The 21,152-nt window shown below is 43.2% G+C and carries 10 protein-coding genes; 1 reads left to right on the top strand and 9 read right to left on the bottom strand.

Annotation, left to right across the window (positions count from 1 at the left end; translation table 11 throughout):
• Window positions 1–27: 27 nt before the first annotated feature.
• The 9 genes from IH597_01485 to IH597_01445 form a co-directional block, all read right to left on the bottom strand.
• Window positions 28–1,053 (bottom strand): FecR domain-containing protein, encoded by a 1,026-nt coding sequence (locus tag IH597_01485; GenBank protein ID MBE0661111.1) that lies wholly within the window; start codon window positions 1,051–1,053, stop codon window positions 28–30.
• 111 nt (window positions 1,054–1,164) lie between these two features.
• Window positions 1,165–1,773, bottom strand: a complete 609-nt coding sequence (locus tag IH597_01480) for an RNA polymerase sigma-70 factor (protein MBE0661110.1) — start codon at window positions 1,771–1,773, stop codon at window positions 1,165–1,167.
• A 177-nt stretch (window positions 1,774–1,950) separates the two neighbouring features.
• Complete coding sequence (locus IH597_01475; GenBank protein ID MBE0661109.1) at window positions 1,951–3,372, bottom strand: aldehyde dehydrogenase family protein; 1,422 nt, start codon at window positions 3,370–3,372, stop codon at window positions 1,951–1,953.
• A gap of 101 nt (window positions 3,373–3,473) precedes the next feature.
• Window positions 3,474–5,273, bottom strand: a complete 1,800-nt coding sequence (locus IH597_01470; protein MBE0661108.1) for a T9SS type A sorting domain-containing protein — start codon at window positions 5,271–5,273, stop codon at window positions 3,474–3,476.
• Window positions 5,274–5,314: 41 nt separating this feature from the next.
• The gene (locus tag IH597_01465; GenBank protein ID MBE0661107.1) at window positions 5,315–12,226 is read right to left on the bottom strand and encodes a T9SS type A sorting domain-containing protein; all 6,912 of its coding nucleotides are present in this window, start codon (window positions 12,224–12,226) and stop codon (window positions 5,315–5,317) included.
• Window positions 12,227–12,245: 19 nt separating this feature from the next.
• Window positions 12,246–12,512 (bottom strand): acylphosphatase, encoded by a 267-nt coding sequence (locus tag IH597_01460; protein ID MBE0661106.1) that lies wholly within the window; start codon window positions 12,510–12,512, stop codon window positions 12,246–12,248.
• A 306-nt stretch (window positions 12,513–12,818) separates the two neighbouring features.
• On the bottom strand, window positions 12,819–14,756 hold the full coding sequence (locus IH597_01455; GenBank protein ID MBE0661105.1) for a tetratricopeptide repeat protein: 1,938 nt from the start codon (window positions 14,754–14,756) through the stop codon (window positions 12,819–12,821).
• Between the two features lie 149 nt (window positions 14,757–14,905).
• On the bottom strand, window positions 14,906–16,261 hold the full coding sequence (locus IH597_01450) for a T9SS type A sorting domain-containing protein (GenBank protein ID MBE0661104.1): 1,356 nt from the start codon (window positions 16,259–16,261) through the stop codon (window positions 14,906–14,908).
• 26 nt (window positions 16,262–16,287) lie between these two features.
• On the bottom strand, window positions 16,288–20,832 hold the full coding sequence (locus IH597_01445; protein MBE0661103.1) for a T9SS type A sorting domain-containing protein: 4,545 nt from the start codon (window positions 20,830–20,832) through the stop codon (window positions 16,288–16,290).
• A gap of 73 nt (window positions 20,833–20,905) precedes the next feature.
• Between IH597_01445 and IH597_01440 the strand changes: the two genes are divergently transcribed.
• Window positions 20,906–21,145 carry a hypothetical protein gene (locus IH597_01440; GenBank protein MBE0661102.1) on the top strand — a complete coding sequence of 80 codons (240 nt, stop codon included), beginning with the start codon at window positions 20,906–20,908 and terminating at the stop codon, window positions 21,143–21,145.
• The last annotated feature ends 7 nt before the right edge of the window (window positions 21,146–21,152 follow it).

The following is a 21,152-nucleotide window of genomic DNA, read 5'->3' as shown; positions in this document are numbered from 1 at the left end:
GTACGGCATTAAAGGATGCAGGCGTTCTTAAAATATTCTGACTTGGTTGCCTGATTCTTCGATCTGGAAACCGAAGATGAGCCTCAGGGTTTCGAGAATATTTCCTGGGTTTTCCTGGTCGAATCGTGCTGTCAGGGAGAGTTTGCTGAAATCACGCTCGCACACGAAATGCAGATCATACGCACGTTCAATGGCAATTAATACTTCGGGCAGTGGAGTGTTCTCAAACTCAAGTAAACCTGACTTCCATCCAAGGCAATTATCATTTTGGAGCAGGCTGCGGGCAATTAAACCATTGCTTTTGTAGTAAATGCCTTTTTCGCCATGGGTTAGCATGATCTGTTCGAAAACTTCTCCGGTTCCGGTGTCAAAAGAATAAAAAAGTACTCTGCCTGTTTTTATCGCAACTTCAACAGTTTGAAGATGGGAAGATGCATTAAGATTGAAAGATGTGCCTAAAACTTTTACGCCAAGATTGCCGGTAGTAACTATAAAAGGTTGAGAAAGGCCGGGAGTGACTTCAAAAAAAGCTTCACCTTCGAGTGTCACCGTACGGCTATCTTTGTCAAAAACTTCCGGATAGCTGAATTTAGCACCGGCATTCAGGTAAACTTTTGAGCCATCAGGAAGTATAAGCGGTTCAAGGACTTTGGCTTCGGCAGTAATGGTATTGGTTATTACTTCAGTATTTTTTGGCAAGAGAAAATAGGCGGCAAATAATGCGATCACCAATACTGCGGCCACCCGTGCTGAATATTGGTAAGCAAACTGCAAGGTTTTGTTCCTGCGCTTGGGAGTAAAAATAACTTTGTTGGGAGTTTCAAGATTTTCGATGCGCTTATGCACATATGCCAGTGCCGTTTCTACAGAAAAATCAGGCATGTCACTAAGCGGAGCAGTATAAGCCCAAACAGCTTTATACTGTTTATAAAGCTCAGCATTTTTAACCGATGCATTGATCCATTGTTCGATACGATGTTTTTCATCATTTGAACAATTGCCGGTTAAATAGCTGGCTATCTGTTTTTTGCTTATTTTGCCTTTTGTTAACATTGCTTTTTAAATGGCGGGGTCTTATTCCCCAAAGTAAATAGATGACAATCCAAAACCGCTTTACCCTTATCCGACTTTCAAATATTTTTTTCAATTGGTTCAAACCAGTGCTCACATCCCTGATGCAAGTAACTCGTTTCCAATGGTTCCACACGTGATCGCGAGGGGTAAAATCAATCCTAAAATTTCGCTAAAAATTTTACGGAGATACTCCAATGCTTTTGAAATTTGTGATTCAACAGTTTTAACAGAAATATTAAGTTTTTCGGCTATCTCGGAATATTTCATTTCCTCCTGCCGGCTCATTTCAAATATTAAACGGCGTTTTTCCGGCATCTGCAGTATGGCCAGGCTGAGTATCCGCTGAACGTCTTGCTCCTCCAACAATTCGCCTGGGTTCGCAAGGTTTCCCTGAATTTGAAAACCCACATACTGCCGATACTTTTCTTCGGTCTTACGATGGTTTAAATAGTTCAGTGAATGGTTAAGTACGGCACGATACAGGTAAGCTTTGAGGGAAGTTTCAATTTCCAGTTCGTCCCGTTTGATCCAGAGTTTACAAAACAGGTCCTGTACTATTTCCTCAGCGATCACAACGTCGTAAACAATTCTGGTACAATAGCGGCAAAGAGGTGCATAATAAGCGTTGAAGATGCCATTAAACACCTTTTTGTCGCCTTCTCTTAGTCCTGTTATGAGTTTTTCTTGTATATTCTCCATGCCAGCTTTTGCTGAAGAGGCACAAAGATATTAAAAACGTAGCACAGCCGATAGAACAGATTAAAATGATGCGTAGGCGATGATGGTTGCTTGTTGCTGGATACTGGTTGCGGGTTGCGGGTTGCGGGTTACTGCCGACTGCCGCTGCCAACTGACTACTGCTTCTGCCACTGCCTCCTAAAAAGCCGGCTTCACCAGCAACCTTGGCTCCATCATATCGTGAATTGCGTATTTCACTCCTTCCCTGCCGGTTCCGGAATCTTTTACTCCACCGTAAGGCATATGATCAACCCGGAAAGTTGGAACATCATTGATTATCACTCCGCCAACTTCCAGGTGCTCAAATGCCTGGTTCATTTCATCTACACGGTTCGTAAAAACACCAGCCTGCAGCCCATAGCGGCTGTTATTGATCTGGCCGACAGCATCTTTAAAATCAGAATATGGTTCGACTACCACTACCGGACCGAAAACCTCAAGGGCGCAGACCTTCATTTCGGTTTTTGTTCCAGTCAGTACAGTGGGTTCATAAAAACTTCCATCGCGTTTTCCACCGCATAAAATACGAGCCCCCTCATTTACGGCTTCTGCGACCCAATCCTCTACCCTTTTGGCATTGGTTTCATCAATCATTGAGGTGATATCAGTTTCCGGATCCAAAGGATTACCTGTCTTCAACTTTGAGGCTAAAGCAGCAAAGCGTTCAGAAAATAGAATAAAAAAATTTTGCTGAACATAAATGCGCTGGGCGTGAATGCAAACCTGCCCGGCGTAAGCAAAACCTCCGACCAGGCATTTTCTCAGTACAAGTTCCAAATCGCATGAATCGGAAACAATTACCCCTGCATTGCCACCCAGTTCCAACACGACTTTCTTTTTGCCGGCCTGCTCTTTCATTTTCCACCCCACTTCGGGAGAACCGGTGAAAGTAAGAAGTTTGATTCGATCATCCGTAACAAGTTGGTTGCCTGTTTGGCGATCCATAGGCAGGATCGAAACTGCGCCTTTAGGCAGTTCGGTTTCGTCAATGATCTTCGCCAACTCAAGGGTTGAGAGCGGTGTTGATGTGGATGGTTTGAGAATAATCGGGCAACCGGCAGCGATGGCTGGGGCAATTTTGTGAACCGCGAGGTTCATAGGAAAGTTGAAAGGGGAAATGCCGGCCACCAAACCAACCGGGAAATATTTCACCAGGCCTTCTTTGCCTTCGCCAGCCGGAGTCCAGTCGAGGCTGATGTATTCTTTGGGCAGGCGCTTGCTTTCTTCGGCTGCAATTTTGAAGGTTTCGGATGCGCGCTCTATTTCGCCGATAGCGAGTTTGATGGGTTTGGCGGCTTCATTTGCCAGGATTTCTGCTAAGCATTGTTTATCGGTTTCCAAACGACGGTGAATATGCATCAGAATATTATATCGCTTAAATGATGGCAAGGTTTTCAATGATGGAAAAACTGACTCCGCACCTTTGATGGCATCTTCCAGGTCATCTTTTAAACCAATACAGGCAATGCCAACAAGCTCATTATTATATGGGTTCCTGACTTCAACTGTTTTTTCTGTTTGCCGGAATTTCCCGGCGATATAAGCTTTATGAATTTGCATAGGTTTAAACTGTTTAATATTAAAAAGCCCCGCCGGCAAATGCTTGCCGGCAGGGCAAATATAGCTATTTTGAGTGTTAAGGTGTTAAGGCGTAAAGAGGTTCAATGTTTAACTATTTTTTTTGTGATTAATTTGTTGCCTGCTATCATGCGTAACAGGTAAATTCCAGGCAAATACCCTGATAAGTCGTACTGATAGTTTCCTGCTGATGAAAGTTCCTGCCGTGTCAAACACTCAGCATGGATATTGTAAATTTCCAGCATAACTTCCGCAGGGTTACCCATAAATTTCATTGTTATGAGTCCGGCTGTCGGGTTCGGGAAAATATTCAACTCCAGATCCTTTTCACTCAGACTATTTAGTCTTTCTTCTACAGTTTCAGGTTCCGCCTCTGCGAGAACATTGCTTTGTAAATTGTTACAATAATTTTCGTCAGTTGTGATCCGGGCATTTAAATACCCTCCTTGAAAAACTCTGGTGTCGGGTAGGAGTATGATCTTCTGACCTGCTATAAGCGTTGCTTGTCCACCATTGTAAACATAAAGATACTGTGCAGTGAGTGTTTGCGTGGCATTATAGCACTTTTCGATCCCATTAAAAACTGATTGATTGAAAACCAAAAAATTAGTCGAAACCCCTGTTTCCCAGGTTATACGATTATAAGGATCGTCGTCATAATTTTCGCCTGCAAACGCTCCGCTGAAAGCATAAAAGGTAACATTACCGGAGTTCACACTTTTTCGGACATTAAAGGCGCCACCCCAGTAGTTTCCCTCAAAATTGGCTTCAGTTACAGTAAAAGTTTGATTATTGTTGATGGTGAGCAGCACCCCACCAGAAACTCCATTTCCAAAAGTACAGAAATTGAACGCTTTGTCAGGGTCAACGCTTGCTCCGGCTTTGATATGGATACCATCGGCATTCATACTGTGAAAGATGGCATGTTCTGCTTTGATGATTCCTCCGCTGTTTACTTCAAATGAATAATAGTTGACATCTCTGTAAATCAAAGGTGGATTGTTAGGATGACCAGCCACTTCCATTTCGCCACCGTTGTTTATCTGTAGGGAATTTCTGATGTTAAGGTTTGATCCGGGAGGCAAAAGCATCTTACCGCCATTGTTGATCTGCATCGGCGCACTGGATTGAAACCTGAATCCACCCAAATCAAGAATGCCTTTTTCAACCTTCGCCAACTCACCACCACCACAAACCAAATCAGCAAACATGGTGAGTTTGTTAGAGGCGTTTGTTTTCTCCAGCACAAAATCAATAAAATACGAACTGTATCCATTGTTGTGAAAACTGGTGTTGGTTGCACCCCTGAAATAACATGTGCCTTGCGGCCAGAAAATCCCGCTTCCATTGAACGCTACGTTTCCATAAAATGCATAAGTTTTCCCGATAGTTTGAGCTTCAAAATTTCCACCCAACAGCGTAAAATCACCCATAAAAACAAAACTACACAATGTCATAACAACACCAGCCGGCTTATCAACAACAAGGTGATAAAAAGTTTCCGTTCCTGAACTGTTGTTAATTTGCTGGTTAGTGGTTCCTGTAAATTTAACTGTTCCGGTGTTGGCAACAAAACCAGAGGCACCGGCCTGATTGAACCAGTTGCCACTCAATGTTAAGGTTCTTGACGATTGAAGAGTAAGTGTGGCTCCTGACTGAATAGAAAGGCTCCAACAGGCTGCATTGCTCGTTGAAATTACTGGTTTATTGGCAGGCGCCCCCGGTATCACAACATCATCAGTGGCCAGTGGTACACGGTTCAGCGACCAGTTGGAGGACTGGTGCCAGTTGATACTGGTTGTGCCCTGCCACTCATTGGTTTGTGCAAGGGAATTCAATCCGCAGGCACTAACAATTGCTAAAATAATAATTAGTCTTTTCATGGTAACGGGTTTTGGTAAATATTCAATGACCGTTTGGTATATCATTGTTTGATAATTTTCCCGGTAAAGGATTTGTTTCCATCTAAAATTCGAATGAGGTAAACCCCGGGATTCCATCCTGATAAATCAAGCGAAAGCCTTTGTGCCCCTGAATAATAAAGCTGCTCGCGCAGATCGCCGGTGATCCCATATACCTGGAGGATTATTTTTTCGTCCGGGTTCAAACCATTCAGTTCAATATTCACTATACCGGATGTAGGATTAGGATACATGTTCAGGTAGTGGTATTGATCATCATTTGAGGCAAACCGCATGGCAGAAAGAAATGAGTTTTCTTCTTCGTCATCAGGGGACACTGATGCCAGCATGCTTTGCTGCTGTTCGCAAAACTCATAGGTTTCGGTAATCCAGGCATGCATATAACCACCGCTCATTATATGGGTTCCCGGCAAAATTTTGATTTTGCTGGCTGCAATCAGATCAGCAGAACCTCCGCTTTCGACCACAAGGTCTGCTACAGTAAGGATATAGAAGGCATCTTCGCAGATTGAAATCCCGCTCTCTATTGTTTGTGGTTGTGATGTGTATGACCCTGGCATCCAATGCACCCTATCGTAAGGATCATCCTCAAAGGCCTGGCCAGAAAACGGGCCGGTAGCATCAAGCATAAATACCTGGCCCGCATCATTGATCTTTCTTACATTGTGCTGGCTTCCCCAGGTATTTTGCGGGAAATTGACGTAGTTCAGGATATTAAGCTCATTACTATTGATGGTGATCAAGGAGTTGGGACCAGGCTTCCCTTCCACTATATCAGCATAATAAGCATGAAGTTTTCCACTTGGCGATACATAGATACCCTGTTCATTCATCTGACTGATTTGCGCATAGTTGCTCTCCAATACTCCTTCAACATTTAGGGAATAATAGTCAGCGGTGGTAACACCGGTAATCTTTGAATACCGGTTTTCTTGCCCACTGCATTTGATAAGCCCACCTTCTTCAATTAACAAGGCTTTGTTATGTTTCATCAGCAAATCAGCACAACTTATTCTAAAGACAGCACCATCGCTTATTGTGACATTTCCCCAACATTCAAGTTCTGTGTCGTAACCGAGGCTCACTGATCCGCTTTGAAACATGAAGTCATTTCTGATCAGGCTCGATAACAATTGAATGTGATCCCAGGTATTATAGTAACTATATGTTTTATTGATTCGAAGGTTGTAAAAAGACGCTCCATCCTGTGCAAATAAAAACCCTATGTCCTCGCCATAAACCTCAACGGTGCCTCCATCAGGAACAAAACCAGGTGATTGGGCGGTAAATCCTCTTGAAGAGCGGATGGTACCGCCACTGATGTTGCCTGAAAATACGAATGGATAGTTGTCAATAATGTAAATACCCTGATCTTTAATGTCCAGCACACCTGATGTCATATTCAGGACTGAACTTTCGGTGAAACCCATGCTGCACTGGTCATTTCCTCCGTAAATATTCAGGGTTCCTCCATTTATCTGCAGACCTCCCATGATATTCACCGATTGGTTTTCGTCCTGGTAAAGATTGATGGTTCCTGAAGAACCAGTGCTGAACCAGCCGTAAATACCGTCATCAGCCAGATCGTATGCATTAAAGGTTGCATCTTCATGGGTGTATAACCGCCCGTTTGTCCAATCATACACCAGGCAGGAAACCACAGATTCGTTTTGGATCGAAAGAAAGAAGTTGTCCTTGTCAATTTCGAGGATATAAAACTCTTCGTTGCCACATGTTTGCATGTTATTGCCATTAAAAACTACCCTGCTGTTGACTTCGTTAAAAGCAGCCGGCCCAACATTGTTGCTCCAATGTGATCCAACATTAATGGTGCAATTTCCGGCTTCAAATACACCGGAGTTAATGGTAACTGCGCCACGGATATCAAGTACATCAGTATAATCTGTGATGACAGACACGGTTCCTGACTGATTGAATGTCAAATTGTTAACATACGTATTCAGGTTTGGCATCCATAGCTGATTGTTGCCTGAGAACTTTAGTGTACCCTGGTTGATTGCGGTTTCGCCCAGCGTATAGAAATTACTTCGTACAACAATGTCCTGGCTGCTGTTTGAAATAAATTTGCTGCTGGATGTTACGCCCAACAGACTTGCATTGAGGGCAGCCGTTGAAAATGCATCAAACTCTACCTGCGCGCCTGGGGATTTTGCCAGGTCGAGATCGTTGAAATAGCTGGTAGGTGAGTGAACCAATATCCTGCTGTTAGCTAATCCTGTAAAACTTACAATACCATTATTAAGCTGTACATCCGATCCCGCCTCAAACGACCAGTTCCCCTTGATGTTCATCATCGCGTTGGTATGCATGCTTGTTGTGGAACCGGAAAGCCAGAATATGTTTCCATGAACCAATAAAACTCCTGCAGAACTCCACATTCTCAATTTGCCGCTTACCTGCACATCTTCCTGAATCTCAAGAGTGCCTTCGCCAATATCAAGAGTGCCTTGTATATCAATGCTATGACAGGTAACATTCTGTTGTGATATCCATGGCATGTAGGGGCAACTGGCCGGAATGGTTACAGCTGTGCTGCCAGTTGGAACTTGCAGGTCGTCCCAATTTGTGGAGTTGTACCAGTTATTTGAGGAGATTCCAGTCCACAGTCCGGGTTGAGAAATCCCCCAGTTTATACGGTTAAAAGGGTCGTTTTCAAAACCCGGGCCTGCAAAATCTCCCGTGGCATCCTTGAAAGTTAAACTTCCGGCATCCACAGTTTTGCTTACGTTGTGAAGCACTCCTGAACTATTATCAGGAAAAACCACGTTTCTTAGAATGATATTCTGATTGTTGTCAATTGAAAGTAAGGCATTGGAACCCGGTTTCCCCGGACCAAACATGCAACTTGAGAATGCCTTCTCTGGATTGATAGTTGCACCTGGCGCAACATAAAAACCCTGGCCCATTAACTGGTTAAAACTTGTATTCCTGACAGTTATGTATGAATTTGCAGTGGCATTGATGCTGTAATAATCATTTGGTGTAATACCGCTGATAGTGGCATTATCAATACCTCCATCACAATCAAACAAAACCTCACCGTATTCATGAACTACTATCGAAGACATGTCTTTCATCTTTAGGGTTGCTAAACAATGCATATCCAGAGTTGCCCAACTGCTGATTTCTATGCTATTCCAACATTCGAGTGTATTTCCAATGCTTATGACAAATCTGCCACCTTGAATGAGCAGGTCATTGGTCACTTGTGCATCATAGCAATAGCTCCAACCATAATCTAAATTTATAATTAAATCATAAAATGACCCACCATAGGCGTAAATACCTCCATTATTGGTCCCATAAATTTCAACATTTCCGCCGGTAGGATTAAAATTTCCATCCGAGCTGATTGCAAAGTCCCCACTTGTTCTTATACTGCCACCATTAATGTTTCCTGTAAAGGAATATGGTGACTGGCTATCAATCCAAATGTCTACATTTTCAAAATTCAAGACACCTCCACTCATATTTAAAGTACAATTTCCATTACGGCCCCATTGGCTATCACCATGACCAAACACGTTGAAGTTACCTCCCCAAATATTAAAGTTACCTATCAAATCAAGTGTTTGGTATTCTCCAGGTTTATAAAGGTTAATTTCACAATCTGGATTTACATAGTAATTACCATAAATACCTTCGTCAGCCAAATCATAAGCTGTAAAAACCGCACCGTTTAATGCATCAATGGCCCCGGCAGTCCAGTCGTAAACATTGCATACAATTGTAGGTCCGTTATTCATTCTTAGCGCCCCACCCAATGGTTTATCCACTTCCAGGGTATCAAATATTTCATCATGCCACAGATATTGATGGTAATCTCCGCCATTGAAGATGACCCGGCTGCCGGTTTCGGTAAATGCCGCCGGCTCAGCAATATTGACCCAGTTGCCGCCAAGTTTTATTGTAAGACCTGTGGCATCAAACATGCCGGAATTAATATGAAGGTCGCCATTTACATTCAGCACAGAAGTATTTACAGTATTTAAGCTCGCCGTGCCGGTCTGGCTGAACACCAGGTGATGGAAATAGTCATCTGGCAGGAGCTTTAATGTTTGGGTTATGCCATCAAGTTTGAAAGTTCCTTCTGTACAACTGATATGGCCTCCCATGTTATTGAGGTTTTTGTTAAGAACAAAATGCTTATCGCCCGAGGTTAAGAAATGCCCGTCCCATAAATCCAGGTAATTCACATTAAGATGCTGGGTTGAGGCATCTGAAAACCTTGCATAAAAACTATCTGATTTATCAACTACAAGCATTTCAATGAAAGTATTTTCGGAATGATTGATAACCTGGCTTATGAAAGCACCATTTAACAAGAGCCTCCCATTAAGAAACTGCACATTGGATCCGAAATTAAAAACCAAATTCTTCTTTACACTAATGTCAGATGTTGATGTTAGGCTGGCTGCAGAGCCAGATTCAAAATTCAAATCACCCAAAACCTGCAAATATCCTTGTTCAGTTACATCGGAACTTATCACAAGGGAACCACTGATTGTGCAATTAAAATTCGTGATCAGGTTTGCCTCTCCGATTGTGAGTGTACCCAGCACTGTCATGTCATTCACAAGGATTGCTGTTTCTGAGTTCAAAACCGGCATATTTGGAACTGAGGCAGGAATCACCACGCTGGCAGAGGAATTTGGTAGCGCGAGGTCATCCCAGTTTTCAGGGTCATTCCAATCATTACTTGCAATACCAGTCCAAAGTCCGGGCTGGCTTTCAACCCAGTCAATACGGTTGTAGGGGTCGCTCTCATAAGCCGGCCCTGCATAAGCGCCAGTGGCATCTTTGAATGTTACTTTCCCGGAGTTGTTTGGTTTAGAAATGGTGTAATCGCTGTTAAGCAATGGAAAATGTGCATCTCTTATTAGTATTTCCTGGGCATTGGCAAAGATGAGCATATTGGCGTAAGCGGGTGAGTTATCGGTAAAAGTGCATTTGTAAAATGAATTTGCAGGATCAACAATAGAACCGTCGAACAGATAAAGATTATTCATTTTACGAAAGGTTGTATGCTTCGCTGCAATCGTGCCGTTATTATAAACTTGAATAAAGTAAAAGCCCGAACTGCTGGTAACAATAGCATTTTGCGATTGAGTACCCTCTGATTTTAATGTACCGTTGCCACTCACATATAAATATTTCCCATTTGCAAATATTGTCTGACTGCCAGCCCCCAGATGAAGTGTGCCTGCTGCATTAATATCCAGATGAGACAAAAGGTTAAGTGTTTTATTGGATGTAGCAAGAGTACCGCCACCTATTGTGAGTGATCCGTTTACGGTTGCATTTGTATTCAATGTTACCTGGCTTCCGGAGTTCTTGTTCACGCTGTATTCATGCAGGTTGCCGGCAGTCATCGTTAAGAGCGAATTGGCTGATCCATATTGTTCAACCTTACCACCTGCTGGTGTAAAATTGCTTCGCCCGTTTGAGAAATCCTTGCTGGTTCTGATAGTTCCACCCGTGATGTTTTGGGTAAAAGTGTATGTTAGGTCTGTTTTTACCACAATGCTCTGATCCACAAAATCCAGCACACCGCCGCTCATGGTAATGGATGCATTGCCTCCCGCCGGCCACCAACTAGGGTTTATACCCCCATAAACATTGAAAATTCCCCCATAAATATAAAGATTACCTTTCAGGTCAACATTCCCTGTGAGGTTGGTGAGGTTGATGGTACAACCAGCGTTCAGATAAAAATTGCCGGCAATGCCATTGTCAAGCAACTGGTTGCTTACGGTGAACGTTCCGTTGTTTAACACATCTATGGCGCCGGCAGTCCAGTCGTATTTGGTGCAGGTAACGTTGGTTCCGTTCATTCTCAAGGCGCCGCCAACTGCTTTATGAACCTCCAGCGTAAAAAAAGTTTCATTGCTGCAATATTGATGATAATTACCCCCGTTGAAGATCACCCGGCCAATACCCTGCTCAAACCCACCGGTTCCAACAGTGTTGGTCCAATCGCCGAAAAGAGCTATCGTATTATTCTGCGGGTCCAGCACACCGGCCTGTATGTTCATTGATCCTTTCAATTGCATAAAGTATGAAGTCGAAATGGTGACAGTTCCACCTGTGTTAATTCTTACCGAATTAAAGTAGTCGTTGGTATTGATCTGGATGTCCTGTGTCCCGGAAGATTTTTCGAGGCTGAGTGTACCCGAATTCAGATAAATGTTTCCGGAGTTTATAAGGTTACCCTTAAGTATTGTTGTAATATTGGGTTGCCCGATGAAAACCGAGCCGGCGCCAATGTTTAAAGCGCCATCAATGGTTATGGTTGCAGAGGAAGAACTATTTACATATACAATAGCGCTCCCAGTCTTGCTCAGGGTAACACTGCTAAAACTGCTTGAAGCACTGTGATTATAAATATTGGAGTTTGACCCACCAGTAAAGGTCAGCCAGCACCACCCCAGATTGATGGATGAACCGGAGGCAAAGGTATAGTTACCACTTACCTCCATCCTTCCACCAAGATAAGCATTGATGGATGAAGTTGAATTCCAGACCACATTTCCTGCAATAAGTTTTCCAGTATTACCAAGAAAATGCCCTCCGATAGATAATGCTCCATTGAGGGTAGCAGTACCGCTAACTGTAAGTACAGTGCTGCTTCCACTTGTACCGGTGATTGACAAAGTTGCTCCTGAATTCACCGTGAGGTTATTGCAAACTCCACCGGTTGAGCCGGATACCGTTGGCGAATGGGTGGTGCCTGAAGGAATGGTAACGTTATCGCTGGCTGTAGGAATTCCAACAGGATTCCAGTTACCTGCAATATTCCACGCAGTACTTGTTGAGCCTGTCCATGTTTTCTGGGCAAAAGTCAGCCCCGAAAAACATAATAATAATGCGAAAGTGGTCAATGACTTTTTCATAGGTGTTGCTGTTTATTGGTTATAGTATTCTGAAATCTGTATAGCCATATAGTGGTTTTTCTGCTGTACTCAGCATTTGAACCTTGCTGCCCTGCGGGCCTTTCCTGCACCATTCAATAAATCCCTGGAGGGCTGGCTCATCTCCTTCTGCTTCAATCACAATTTGACCCGGGTGCTCTGTTACCTTGCCCTTGATTTGATACTCGCTGGCACCCCAGAGTGCGTAAAGTCTGAAACCGATCTGTTCCACTTTACCGGAAATAATGATCTGTAGATGCCTGATCACGTCGGTGTTTGTTTTGTGTAAAATTAGACAGCCATTAAGCCCTGAACCTAATTTTGGCAATAGACAAATAATAGACAAGATGAAAATTGTTTGATGCAGTGTCGCAATGATGCAGTGTTACAGTGATGCAGTGTTGCGGTATGAATGGAGTAATGGGGTGTTGGAGTAATGAATTATTGGAGTGATGGTGTGTTCAATTGGTTAATTAGTAGATTGGTAGATTCGTTGTTCTTTGAATTTGGGTCTCGGATCTCGGGACTTGGAATTTGGGTCTTGGGGCTTGGAGCTTGAAACTTGGGGCTTCCGCTACAGCCCATGCACTATTTCATCCAAGGTTTCTCCGTTGATAAGCCTGAGTTTTTTTCGCAACCGGTAGCGATGGGTGTTTACTGATTCGGGGGTAATATTCATTAGCCGGGAAATCTCCTTGGTGGAAAGATTGAGTTTGATATAGGCGCACATTTGCATATCATTCTGGGTAAGGCACCCATTCATTTTGCGCAGGTTCTCGAAAAAAGATTTATGGATGGACTCAAAATGAATCTTGAATTCTTCCCATTGATCGCTTAAATCGGTCTGGCGGTCAATTTCCATGATGATTTCCCTGGCCTTACCTTCCTTGTCGGTATCGTTGATTTTGATCTGCTCAGCAAGGATTCTGAGTTTTTCAAAAACTTCGTTTTTGTTGGCAATAAGCATGGTGGCAGTGGTGAGTTCCTGTTTCTGCCTTTCAAGGTTTTTGGCCTGTAGTTTTTTGATCTCTTCCTCTGCAAAAAGGCTTTCCCGCAGATGTTGGTTGTGGGTCTCTATTGATTCCAACTTCAGTAGGTTAACTTCCTTTTCCTTAACAAATAAGGCCCGGCTTTGCAAAAGCGATTTTCTTTTGAGCACGAAAGCCCAAAAAAGTGAGCCGGAAAGCAAGAAGAGTACGATTATAGCAAGAATTGAAAAATGCTGGTTTTGCTTCCGCAGCCGGTTCTCTGCCAGCAGCAACTGGTTTTGTTTTTCTTTTTTCTCTGTTTCGTATTTTACTTCAAACTCATTGATCAGCCTGGCGCTTTGCTCAGAAAAAACAGAATCCTTGAGAACAGTAAAGTTCTCAAGGAAGTACAGTGCCTGATCCATCCTGCCCTGGCTTTTATAAAGATTGTATAAAAACTTTGAAGCATCCATTTCTTCCGGACGGAGGTGATGCTCCAAGGCAAGTTCAAGGCCATCCAGATATGAAGCCTCGGCAGCAAGCTCATTGCCCATCTGAAAATTAAGTTCACCTATCTGAATGAGTAAGCCCGACAGCTTGAAATTTAAACCAAGCTCAGTAAATATCTTTAAGGCTTCTTCAAAATAATCCAGAGCCTCATTATTCTGACCCATCGCAAGGGAGGCAAGTCCAAGTCCTTGCAACCTGATAGCCACCTTAGCCTGGTTTCCCAAACGGCGATCAATCTCAAGCGCCTCTTCCAGCAGCTTAATCGCCTTTTCATATGATTGCATGGCCATATACAACTTGCTCAGATTACTCAGCCGGATAGATATTTTTGATTCATCGCCAGATGTCCTGTCATTTTCAAGGGCTATTTCGAGGAATTCCAATGCTTTGTCATGTTTCCCCCAGGCATAGTAAACCATCCCGATGGAGTTAAAAGTTGTAGACATATCTGCCAGGTTACCTGACAACTCATCCAGTCTCAATGTTTCCAGAAAATGATCAATGGCCTTTTCATATTGTCCGGTCATCTTAAAGTTAATCCCAAGGTTTGACAGATTGGTCGCAATTTCTGCTGTATCATGCATTTGTTTACTAAGCTTTAAGGCGCGGCTGTGGTATTCAATAGCTTTATCGAACCATCCAAGCTGATAATAAATATATCCGGCATCTCCATATCTGCGGAGGATGCTATCAATTCTAGGCCTGGAAGTGTTTTGTTCAACCTCGGCACTTTCGAGGTATGATCCCAGTGATGGCAATAAGCTATCAAGATAAAATAAAGCGTCGGCTTTGAGTTTTAGTGCATCGCTGAGCAAGGGTAACTGATTTTGTCTTCGAGCAGTCTGTTCAGCTTCCAGCGCATAAGCATAGGCTTGATCCGGGTCATTCAATACAGTTATATCGGCCAGTTTTACCAGGATCGCAGCACGGTTTTTCTCCTGCGACCCGGACAACAGAAGCTTCAAGCTGTCTTTGCCTTGTTCCTGGCCATGTATTAAATCGCTAAAAATAAGCAGGATGGTGAACAGAAGCATCTTTCTATGGAGAAAAAAATAAAACCGGTAACTCGCAACAAGAAAGTGCTTATTGACAGCAATATGAGTTATCATGATCTTCTGATGAGAAAATTTCTCTAAAAATAGAAAAATAATCATATCAAAAGATGAGAAAAAATAAATAAAAATTATCTGCTTTTTATAAGTTTAAGATAGTCGGTGCCTGCCGCTGTCATGATTTGCAAGAAATATACTCCGGCTTGCCGGCCTGATAAATCCAGATATATAGTTGAAGATTCATAAAACTCCTTTGCCATAATTATTTCACCATGCGTTCCGAAAATTCTCACAATGATACTTAAAGGCTCGCCGTTAAGCTCCAATGTGAACCTGCCTGCAGTAGGGTTTGGATATACCTTCAGGTCTGCCGGCGATTTATCTCCAGGCGCCTGAATATGATGCAATGACTCATCTTGCGAGCCGGTTGCCAACATGCTTTCCGGCTGATCGCAATAGTTGCCGGCAACATCAATCCATGCATGCAAATAACCACCTTGTTGCACTGCGGTGCCTTCATGGAGTAAGATTTTGCCGCTGTGGCCGGTAACAAGGGTTACACTGCCGCCGTTTGCAACTGTAAAATCCGAAATCGTAATCTGGCTGGACGCGGCAAAGCAGTCATCTGGATCGGGAGGGATTGAAATATTATTCAGGTTAAGTATTTCGGGTAATTCCGGAACATATGTCTTTACACATCTAACAGAATACCCATTTTCTTTATACCAGTTGGCAAGATTGGGTAAAACGTTAACATTGTAGCTCATGCTCCAATATGCTGAGTGATAGCTATTAAGTTCGGTAGAACTCCACCAGTATGCCTGGTTGCCCAAATTATGAAAACCTCCATAGAAGTCGCGGTCGCCTCCGGGCAATGAAGAGAAATTCATGGCATCAATCCCATAATGTAAGCCTGTTCCGTCGTCATTCCACCTGGGATGCTCATCGGTATCGCAATCGCCACCCAATGGCGAATCCACCTGCCGGCACGATTTAAGAATTTGTCCTCCATTTACAAAGCCGACGTAATCACGCAATTGTAACCATTCCTCTTCGGTCGGAATATGCCACCCATTGGGGCAAATGCCTTGGGCACCAGGCACATCAGTGTAATCCATCATTTCGCGCCACTGATACAAACCACCATAGGCATCGCAAAGATTTGGATCATTGTTGTAGCAGTATTTTTCAATGATGTCATTATTGAGTTGGTCAATACCGTAGCCTCCACAAATCATGCTTCCTAAATTCAGGTTTTCTTTCATCCAGCATTGCCCGCCAATCAATACGGTGTTGTAAACATTGCCTTCGCTGTCGGTTACGGTTGGCTGGCCGGGGCATGGATCGCCATCTTCCGGATCTGTTCTGCCCTGGGTTTCCGTTTTCTCAATTTGTTTCAACCCGAAAACAGATTGGCTATAAACATGAACATTAAACAAAAAGCTCATACAAATTAAAAAGATCAAAGGATGGATAATTGTTTTCATAAAATTGGTTTTAATGGGTAAATAAATTATTGCTTGATTAGCCTGGCAAAATCAGAATTTTTGCCATGAGTTACCTTAAATATATACACACCGTTTTGAAGCCCTGTCAAATCAATCTGGTATTGGGGCTTTGCTTCCATTACTTTGTTCATGAGGTTCTGACCCATCAGGTTGTAAACCTCAACAACAACATTTCTGGCGCTTTCATGGCTTAAAAGTTCAAGGGTAACTACTCCCCTGACTGGATTGGGATAAACTTTAAACAGGTTCTGATGAATATGTGAAGTAATTTCATTCAGTTCAGTTTGCTGATGTTCTGTATCTACTGCAGCTACCATAGCAAATGGCTGGCCACTGCAAAAGCTGAGATCTGAGATCCGGGCATGCAGGTATGACCCGCTGTGGGCATGTGTGCCGGGCAACATCAGGATGCTTTCGCCGGCAACCAGGTTTACCGCAGCGGCACTTTCCACCACAAAGTTTTGTGCCCCTCCGGTTAAAATGGTTTGCTGTGCTTCGAAACACAAATTCTGGCCGGCGCCAACGGCAATGCCATCCAGGGTGATTTCCACTGAAGGATCGCCAGTCCAGTGAACGTGGTTGTGAATATCCTGCTCATGATCACTTCCGGAAAACGATCCGATGTAATCAACAAAGGTCACAACACCTGAGTTATTATTTTTTGTCACATTGTACGTGCTGTGTGAAGAGGGAAAACGTGCATTTAAAATCTGAAGACTCTGATCATTGTCGAGCGTAAGCAAGGTACCATCGGCATGTCCCATTGTAAAAACACAGGAATTAAAAGCGCTGAAAGGATCTACAAGGGCTCCGGGTTTTATGTTTATACCATTGGTATCAGTATATTCAAAATAAGCGGAATCAGCCCCGATGGTTCCGCCACTTTCCACGTTCAAAGCATAACGGCCGCCATCACCTGTAATCAGGACGTAATGCGATTCATCGCCTGTCAATCGTAGTTCTCCGCCGTTGTTCACCGTAAGTGAAGTTGAACCGCCCATGACCAGCCAGGCTGCGCCGTTCATTTCGAATTTCCCGCCGGCATTGATGGTGGAATTTCCCAATATGGTATTGTTGACATCCTGGTTTATCAGGGTTCCGGCTTCCACATCCAGGTTGCCGGTGATGGTAAAGTTTGAATTAAAGCTGATATCGCTTGATTTTCCTCCATCTGAAAGCGGCTTCATTTCCCGGGTGCTGTGGGTAATTACAGGTGCTGATCCATCATCCTTTACGGTCGCTGTTTTGTTAATCAGCAAATGATGCAGGGTACTGCCAAATACCTGTTCAAGGTAAGCATTATCAGAACCATAAAATTCAAATGTTCCCGCTGTTGGGGTAAAGTCCGGGCGATGACCCAAATAACCTTTGGAAGTTCTGATTTTGCCTCCTGTAATATAGTTTGAAAAGGTGCCACCAGCCCTCACATAAATCGTTTGATCCTTGATATCAAGCACTCCTCCGCTCATGGTGAGTGATGCAGAAATGCCCGGCCACCAACTGGTGGAACCCGGCATACCACCGTAAATATTCATAATGCCGGATTGAATATTCAGATTGGCGGAGAGATCAATGTTTTTTGTAACATCCTGGTAAATGTTCAATTCCGCATCAAAAAGAATATAGGTTCCGTAAAGCCCGCCGGTTTCTTGTAAATCATTTATCTGGATCGTAGCCCCTGAACTGCAATCCATAGTACCGCCCTGGTCAAGAACGCCAATGGTGACAACAGCACCCGGGCCAAGGGCTTTGAATCTGGATGAAGGATTATCAATATTCAATACCCCAATAACATCGAACTGATCATACACATAGCAAGAATATGCAAGCTCCAGGTTGTTCTGTATGGTTGTGTTGTCGTGAAACCTTACATAATTCCCTGTGTTCAATTGCTGAACATCATAAAAAGTGTTCGCACCATAAACACTCTGTTGATCGCCACTGCTTTCAAAGATGACTTTTCCTGTTCCGGGGTCAAATGCAGAAACTCCGGCATTGTTGGTCCAGTTAACGCCAACGTAGATTTCTCTGTCCTGTAAATTAAACACTCCCGATTGAATTTCCACATTACCCTTCACATCAAGTATGTCGGACAAGGAGTTGTTAATAGTAAGCGTTCCGCTTTGGTTAAAAGCGAGGTTGTTAAAGTAACTTCCTGTGTTCAGTTCCAGGCTCTGATTGGTCCCATTCAACACTACCCTGCCATGATTGCATAAAAGTGTCCCATTGCTGTTAATATCGCCTTTGAGTATCACATCATAGATAGAATAGATTCCGAAAACTGCTTCTGGATGAACGTATATGTTACCATTGATCGTCAATGGCGTGGAAGAGTTGTTACTTACTCTAACCTCAGCTCCATCTGTTTTATCGCTTTCTACATTGTTGAATGAGCTGGTTTGTGAATGACTACGGATAAATTTGGAGGTATTGCCCCTGAAAAGTATCGTTCCATCTGTAAAGTTGGCATTTGAACCGTTTTCAAAATTCCAGTGGCCCCAGGCAATAAAAACATTCGCTGCCGTGAAGTTGGCAGTGGAACCACTGTTCCAAACAACATCGCCATGGGCATTGATCACGCTCAAATCATGCGTCATATCCAGGTTGCCGGAAATATTAGTATTCCCGATAATATTGAAGGCATACTGGCCAATGCTTAGGGTGCCTGCTTCAATATCCAGGTTACCTGTGATCGCAAAATCTGAGTTTAAGTAAATGGTGTTGGCTTTTCCTCCGTCAGAAAGCATTTCACCGCTTCGGTTGTCATAAACTGGTTCGCTTGTTTCCTTTTTATCCTCACCATTGTCGCTTTTAGCAATCTTTACATTGTGAACATTGCATCCGTATGTCTGACTGATGAAGTAATCACCTGATCCATAAAATTCAAAAGTGCCGGCGGTAGGGGTAAAATCGGCGCGGTTTCCCGAGAAACCCTTCGATGTTCTGATAGTACCCCCTGTTATGTTATGTGTCCAATCATAAAGATGATAAATTGTTAGCCCGCAGGTTTTTATATCTATGATCCCATCGGTCATTTCAAGATGAGCCCCATTTGCAAAAGGCCAGTAACAAAAATCGCCGCTTAAATTGATAGTTCCTCCGTAATTATACAAACTTCCTTTCAGGTCAATCCAGGGTTCTAATCCTGAATTGGTAATATCAATTAAACTGCTTGTGCCGGCTTCAATGATTCCTCCCACATAATTCTGAACCAGGTCGTTCACAATGATTGAGCCTGCACCATTGGCCATTAGCTTTCCACCCTGGTTTAAAAGTGCAATGGTAACATTTGCGTTGTCCGTGTTGGCTGTAAACCTGCTGCCCACATTGCTTAAATCCAGCATCCCGGAAATATTCATGCTTTGATAAGCCCAGCACAGGTAGTTAAGCGCCAGGTTGTTTTGTATAGTAGTTGGGCCGAAAAATCTGAGATATTTACCGGCATTTAGCTGGGTCACGTTGTAAAAAGTATTTGTTCCGGTCACATCCTGGTGATCGCCACTGCTTTCGAAGATGATGGTACTTGAGGTCGGATTGAAACCACCAGCTCCTGCATTGTTTGTCCAGTTGCCACCCACGGTTATGGTTGAAGACCCGGCATTGAAGTAACCCTGTTCTATGGTAAGGTTCCTGGCAACATTGAAATCATCGTTAACCACAAAGGTTCCAATTGATGAATTGAATACTATATGGCCAAATGTTCCAGAACCAGAACCATAATTATCAATCGTTTGCGATATACCATTGAAGATTACAGAGCCATCATTATTTAACATTGTAAAATCAAAGCTCCCGTAATAAATAAAATCACCCCCCATTAAAATATTCTCACTGGTAAAGCTTTCAAATGTTGCATGAGTGTCAACAAAGGTTAAACCATTAATGACCAGATCATGAGTGCTCAGATTACTCACTTTTGTATTAGCACTTGATTTGTATATCCTCAGGTTATTAAAACTACAATTGTCACTGTAGCACCTTATCCAGCTATCGCCGGTCCCCATGAAATCAACAGCGCCATTGGCAAAATTTACGTTGGCCCCTTCGTTAAAATTCCAGTCACCGTAAACCCGGAATGAGCTATTTGCCGTAAATCCTGCTGTTGATCCGCTCTCCCAAACCACATCACCATAAACAATGAGAAGACCAGAAGCGGAATTCTTATTGAGCGTTCCAAATACAGTAAGATCGTTTTGAATAGTTAAATAATACGCCTCAATTGTAAGGCTGGCCCAGGGATGAATGGTCAGGCTTTTACAGTTTGCATGAGCGGAGTTGATAACAGGTTGATTGGAGGGTGGCGCCGGAATGTTTACATCTACCGTTGAACCCGGAACCACTCCATCATCCCAGTTCAGGGGATTGTGCCAGGTTGAGCTTACTGCACCGGTCCACAAACCGGGCGTTCCTCCCTTTTTCTGTGGAATTTTTGACCCAAAAACTTTGTCCTGAATCTTTTGGTAATCATCTGTTTGCGCCAGGGATGCTGTGCTGAAAATAAGGCATGCAAAGCCAGTCAGCATGGTGAGGATCAAAATTTTTGTTTTCATGTTTCTCTATTTTGTTGGTTAATTATTTTTCTGATGTATTACTATTCAAAATGGAATATAAAATCCCACATTCATGATGATGGTAAAAGCCGACAACAACAGCACAAGGATTGCCAATGTGTTTTCCGCTTTTTTGCTGATCTCGCCCATAAATGCCCTGATGATCAGCACTGTCCAGACAAACACTACTCCGGCAATAAAGCAGACTCCGGGCGGGAACCAGAATGATGAAGCCAACACGGTGGCCAACGCAATTATGCCGGAAAACAATGATTTCTGCATACAATCCATGAATGAGGATGTGATGCAATAATACTGTC

This window comes from Bacteroidales bacterium (assembly GCA_014860575.1).
GTDB lineage: Bacteria > Bacteroidota > Bacteroidia > Bacteroidales > JAAYJT01 > JAAYJT01.
The sequence above is the reverse complement of the archived record's forward strand: the minus strand, read 5'-3'. Positions and strand labels throughout refer to the sequence as shown.

Coding starts and splice junctions, on each gene's coding strand:
- IH597_01475 (MBE0661109.1), bottom strand. CDS start 3,372: ATGCAAATTCATAAAGCTTATATCGCCGGGAAATTCCGGCAAACAGAA.
- IH597_01480 (MBE0661110.1), bottom strand. CDS start 1,773: ATGGAGAATATACAAGAAAAACTCATAACAGGACTAAGAGAAGGCGAC.
- IH597_01465 (MBE0661107.1), bottom strand. CDS start 12,226: ATGAAAAAGTCATTGACCACTTTCGCATTATTATTATGTTTTTCGGGG.
- IH597_01485 (MBE0661111.1), bottom strand. CDS start 1,053: ATGTTAACAAAAGGCAAAATAAGCAAAAAACAGATAGCCAGCTATTTA.
- IH597_01450 (MBE0661104.1), bottom strand. CDS start 16,261: ATGAAAACAATTATCCATCCTTTGATCTTTTTAATTTGTATGAGCTTT.
- IH597_01440 (MBE0661102.1), top strand. CDS start 20,906: ATGATGATGGTAAAAGCCGACAACAACAGCACAAGGATTGCCAATGTG.
- IH597_01470 (MBE0661108.1), bottom strand. CDS start 5,273: ATGAAAAGACTAATTATTATTTTAGCAATTGTTAGTGCCTGCGGATTG.
- IH597_01445 (MBE0661103.1), bottom strand. CDS start 20,832: ATGAAAACAAAAATTTTGATCCTCACCATGCTGACTGGCTTTGCATGC.
- IH597_01455 (MBE0661105.1), bottom strand. CDS start 14,756: ATGCTTCTGTTCACCATCCTGCTTATTTTTAGCGATTTAATACATGGC.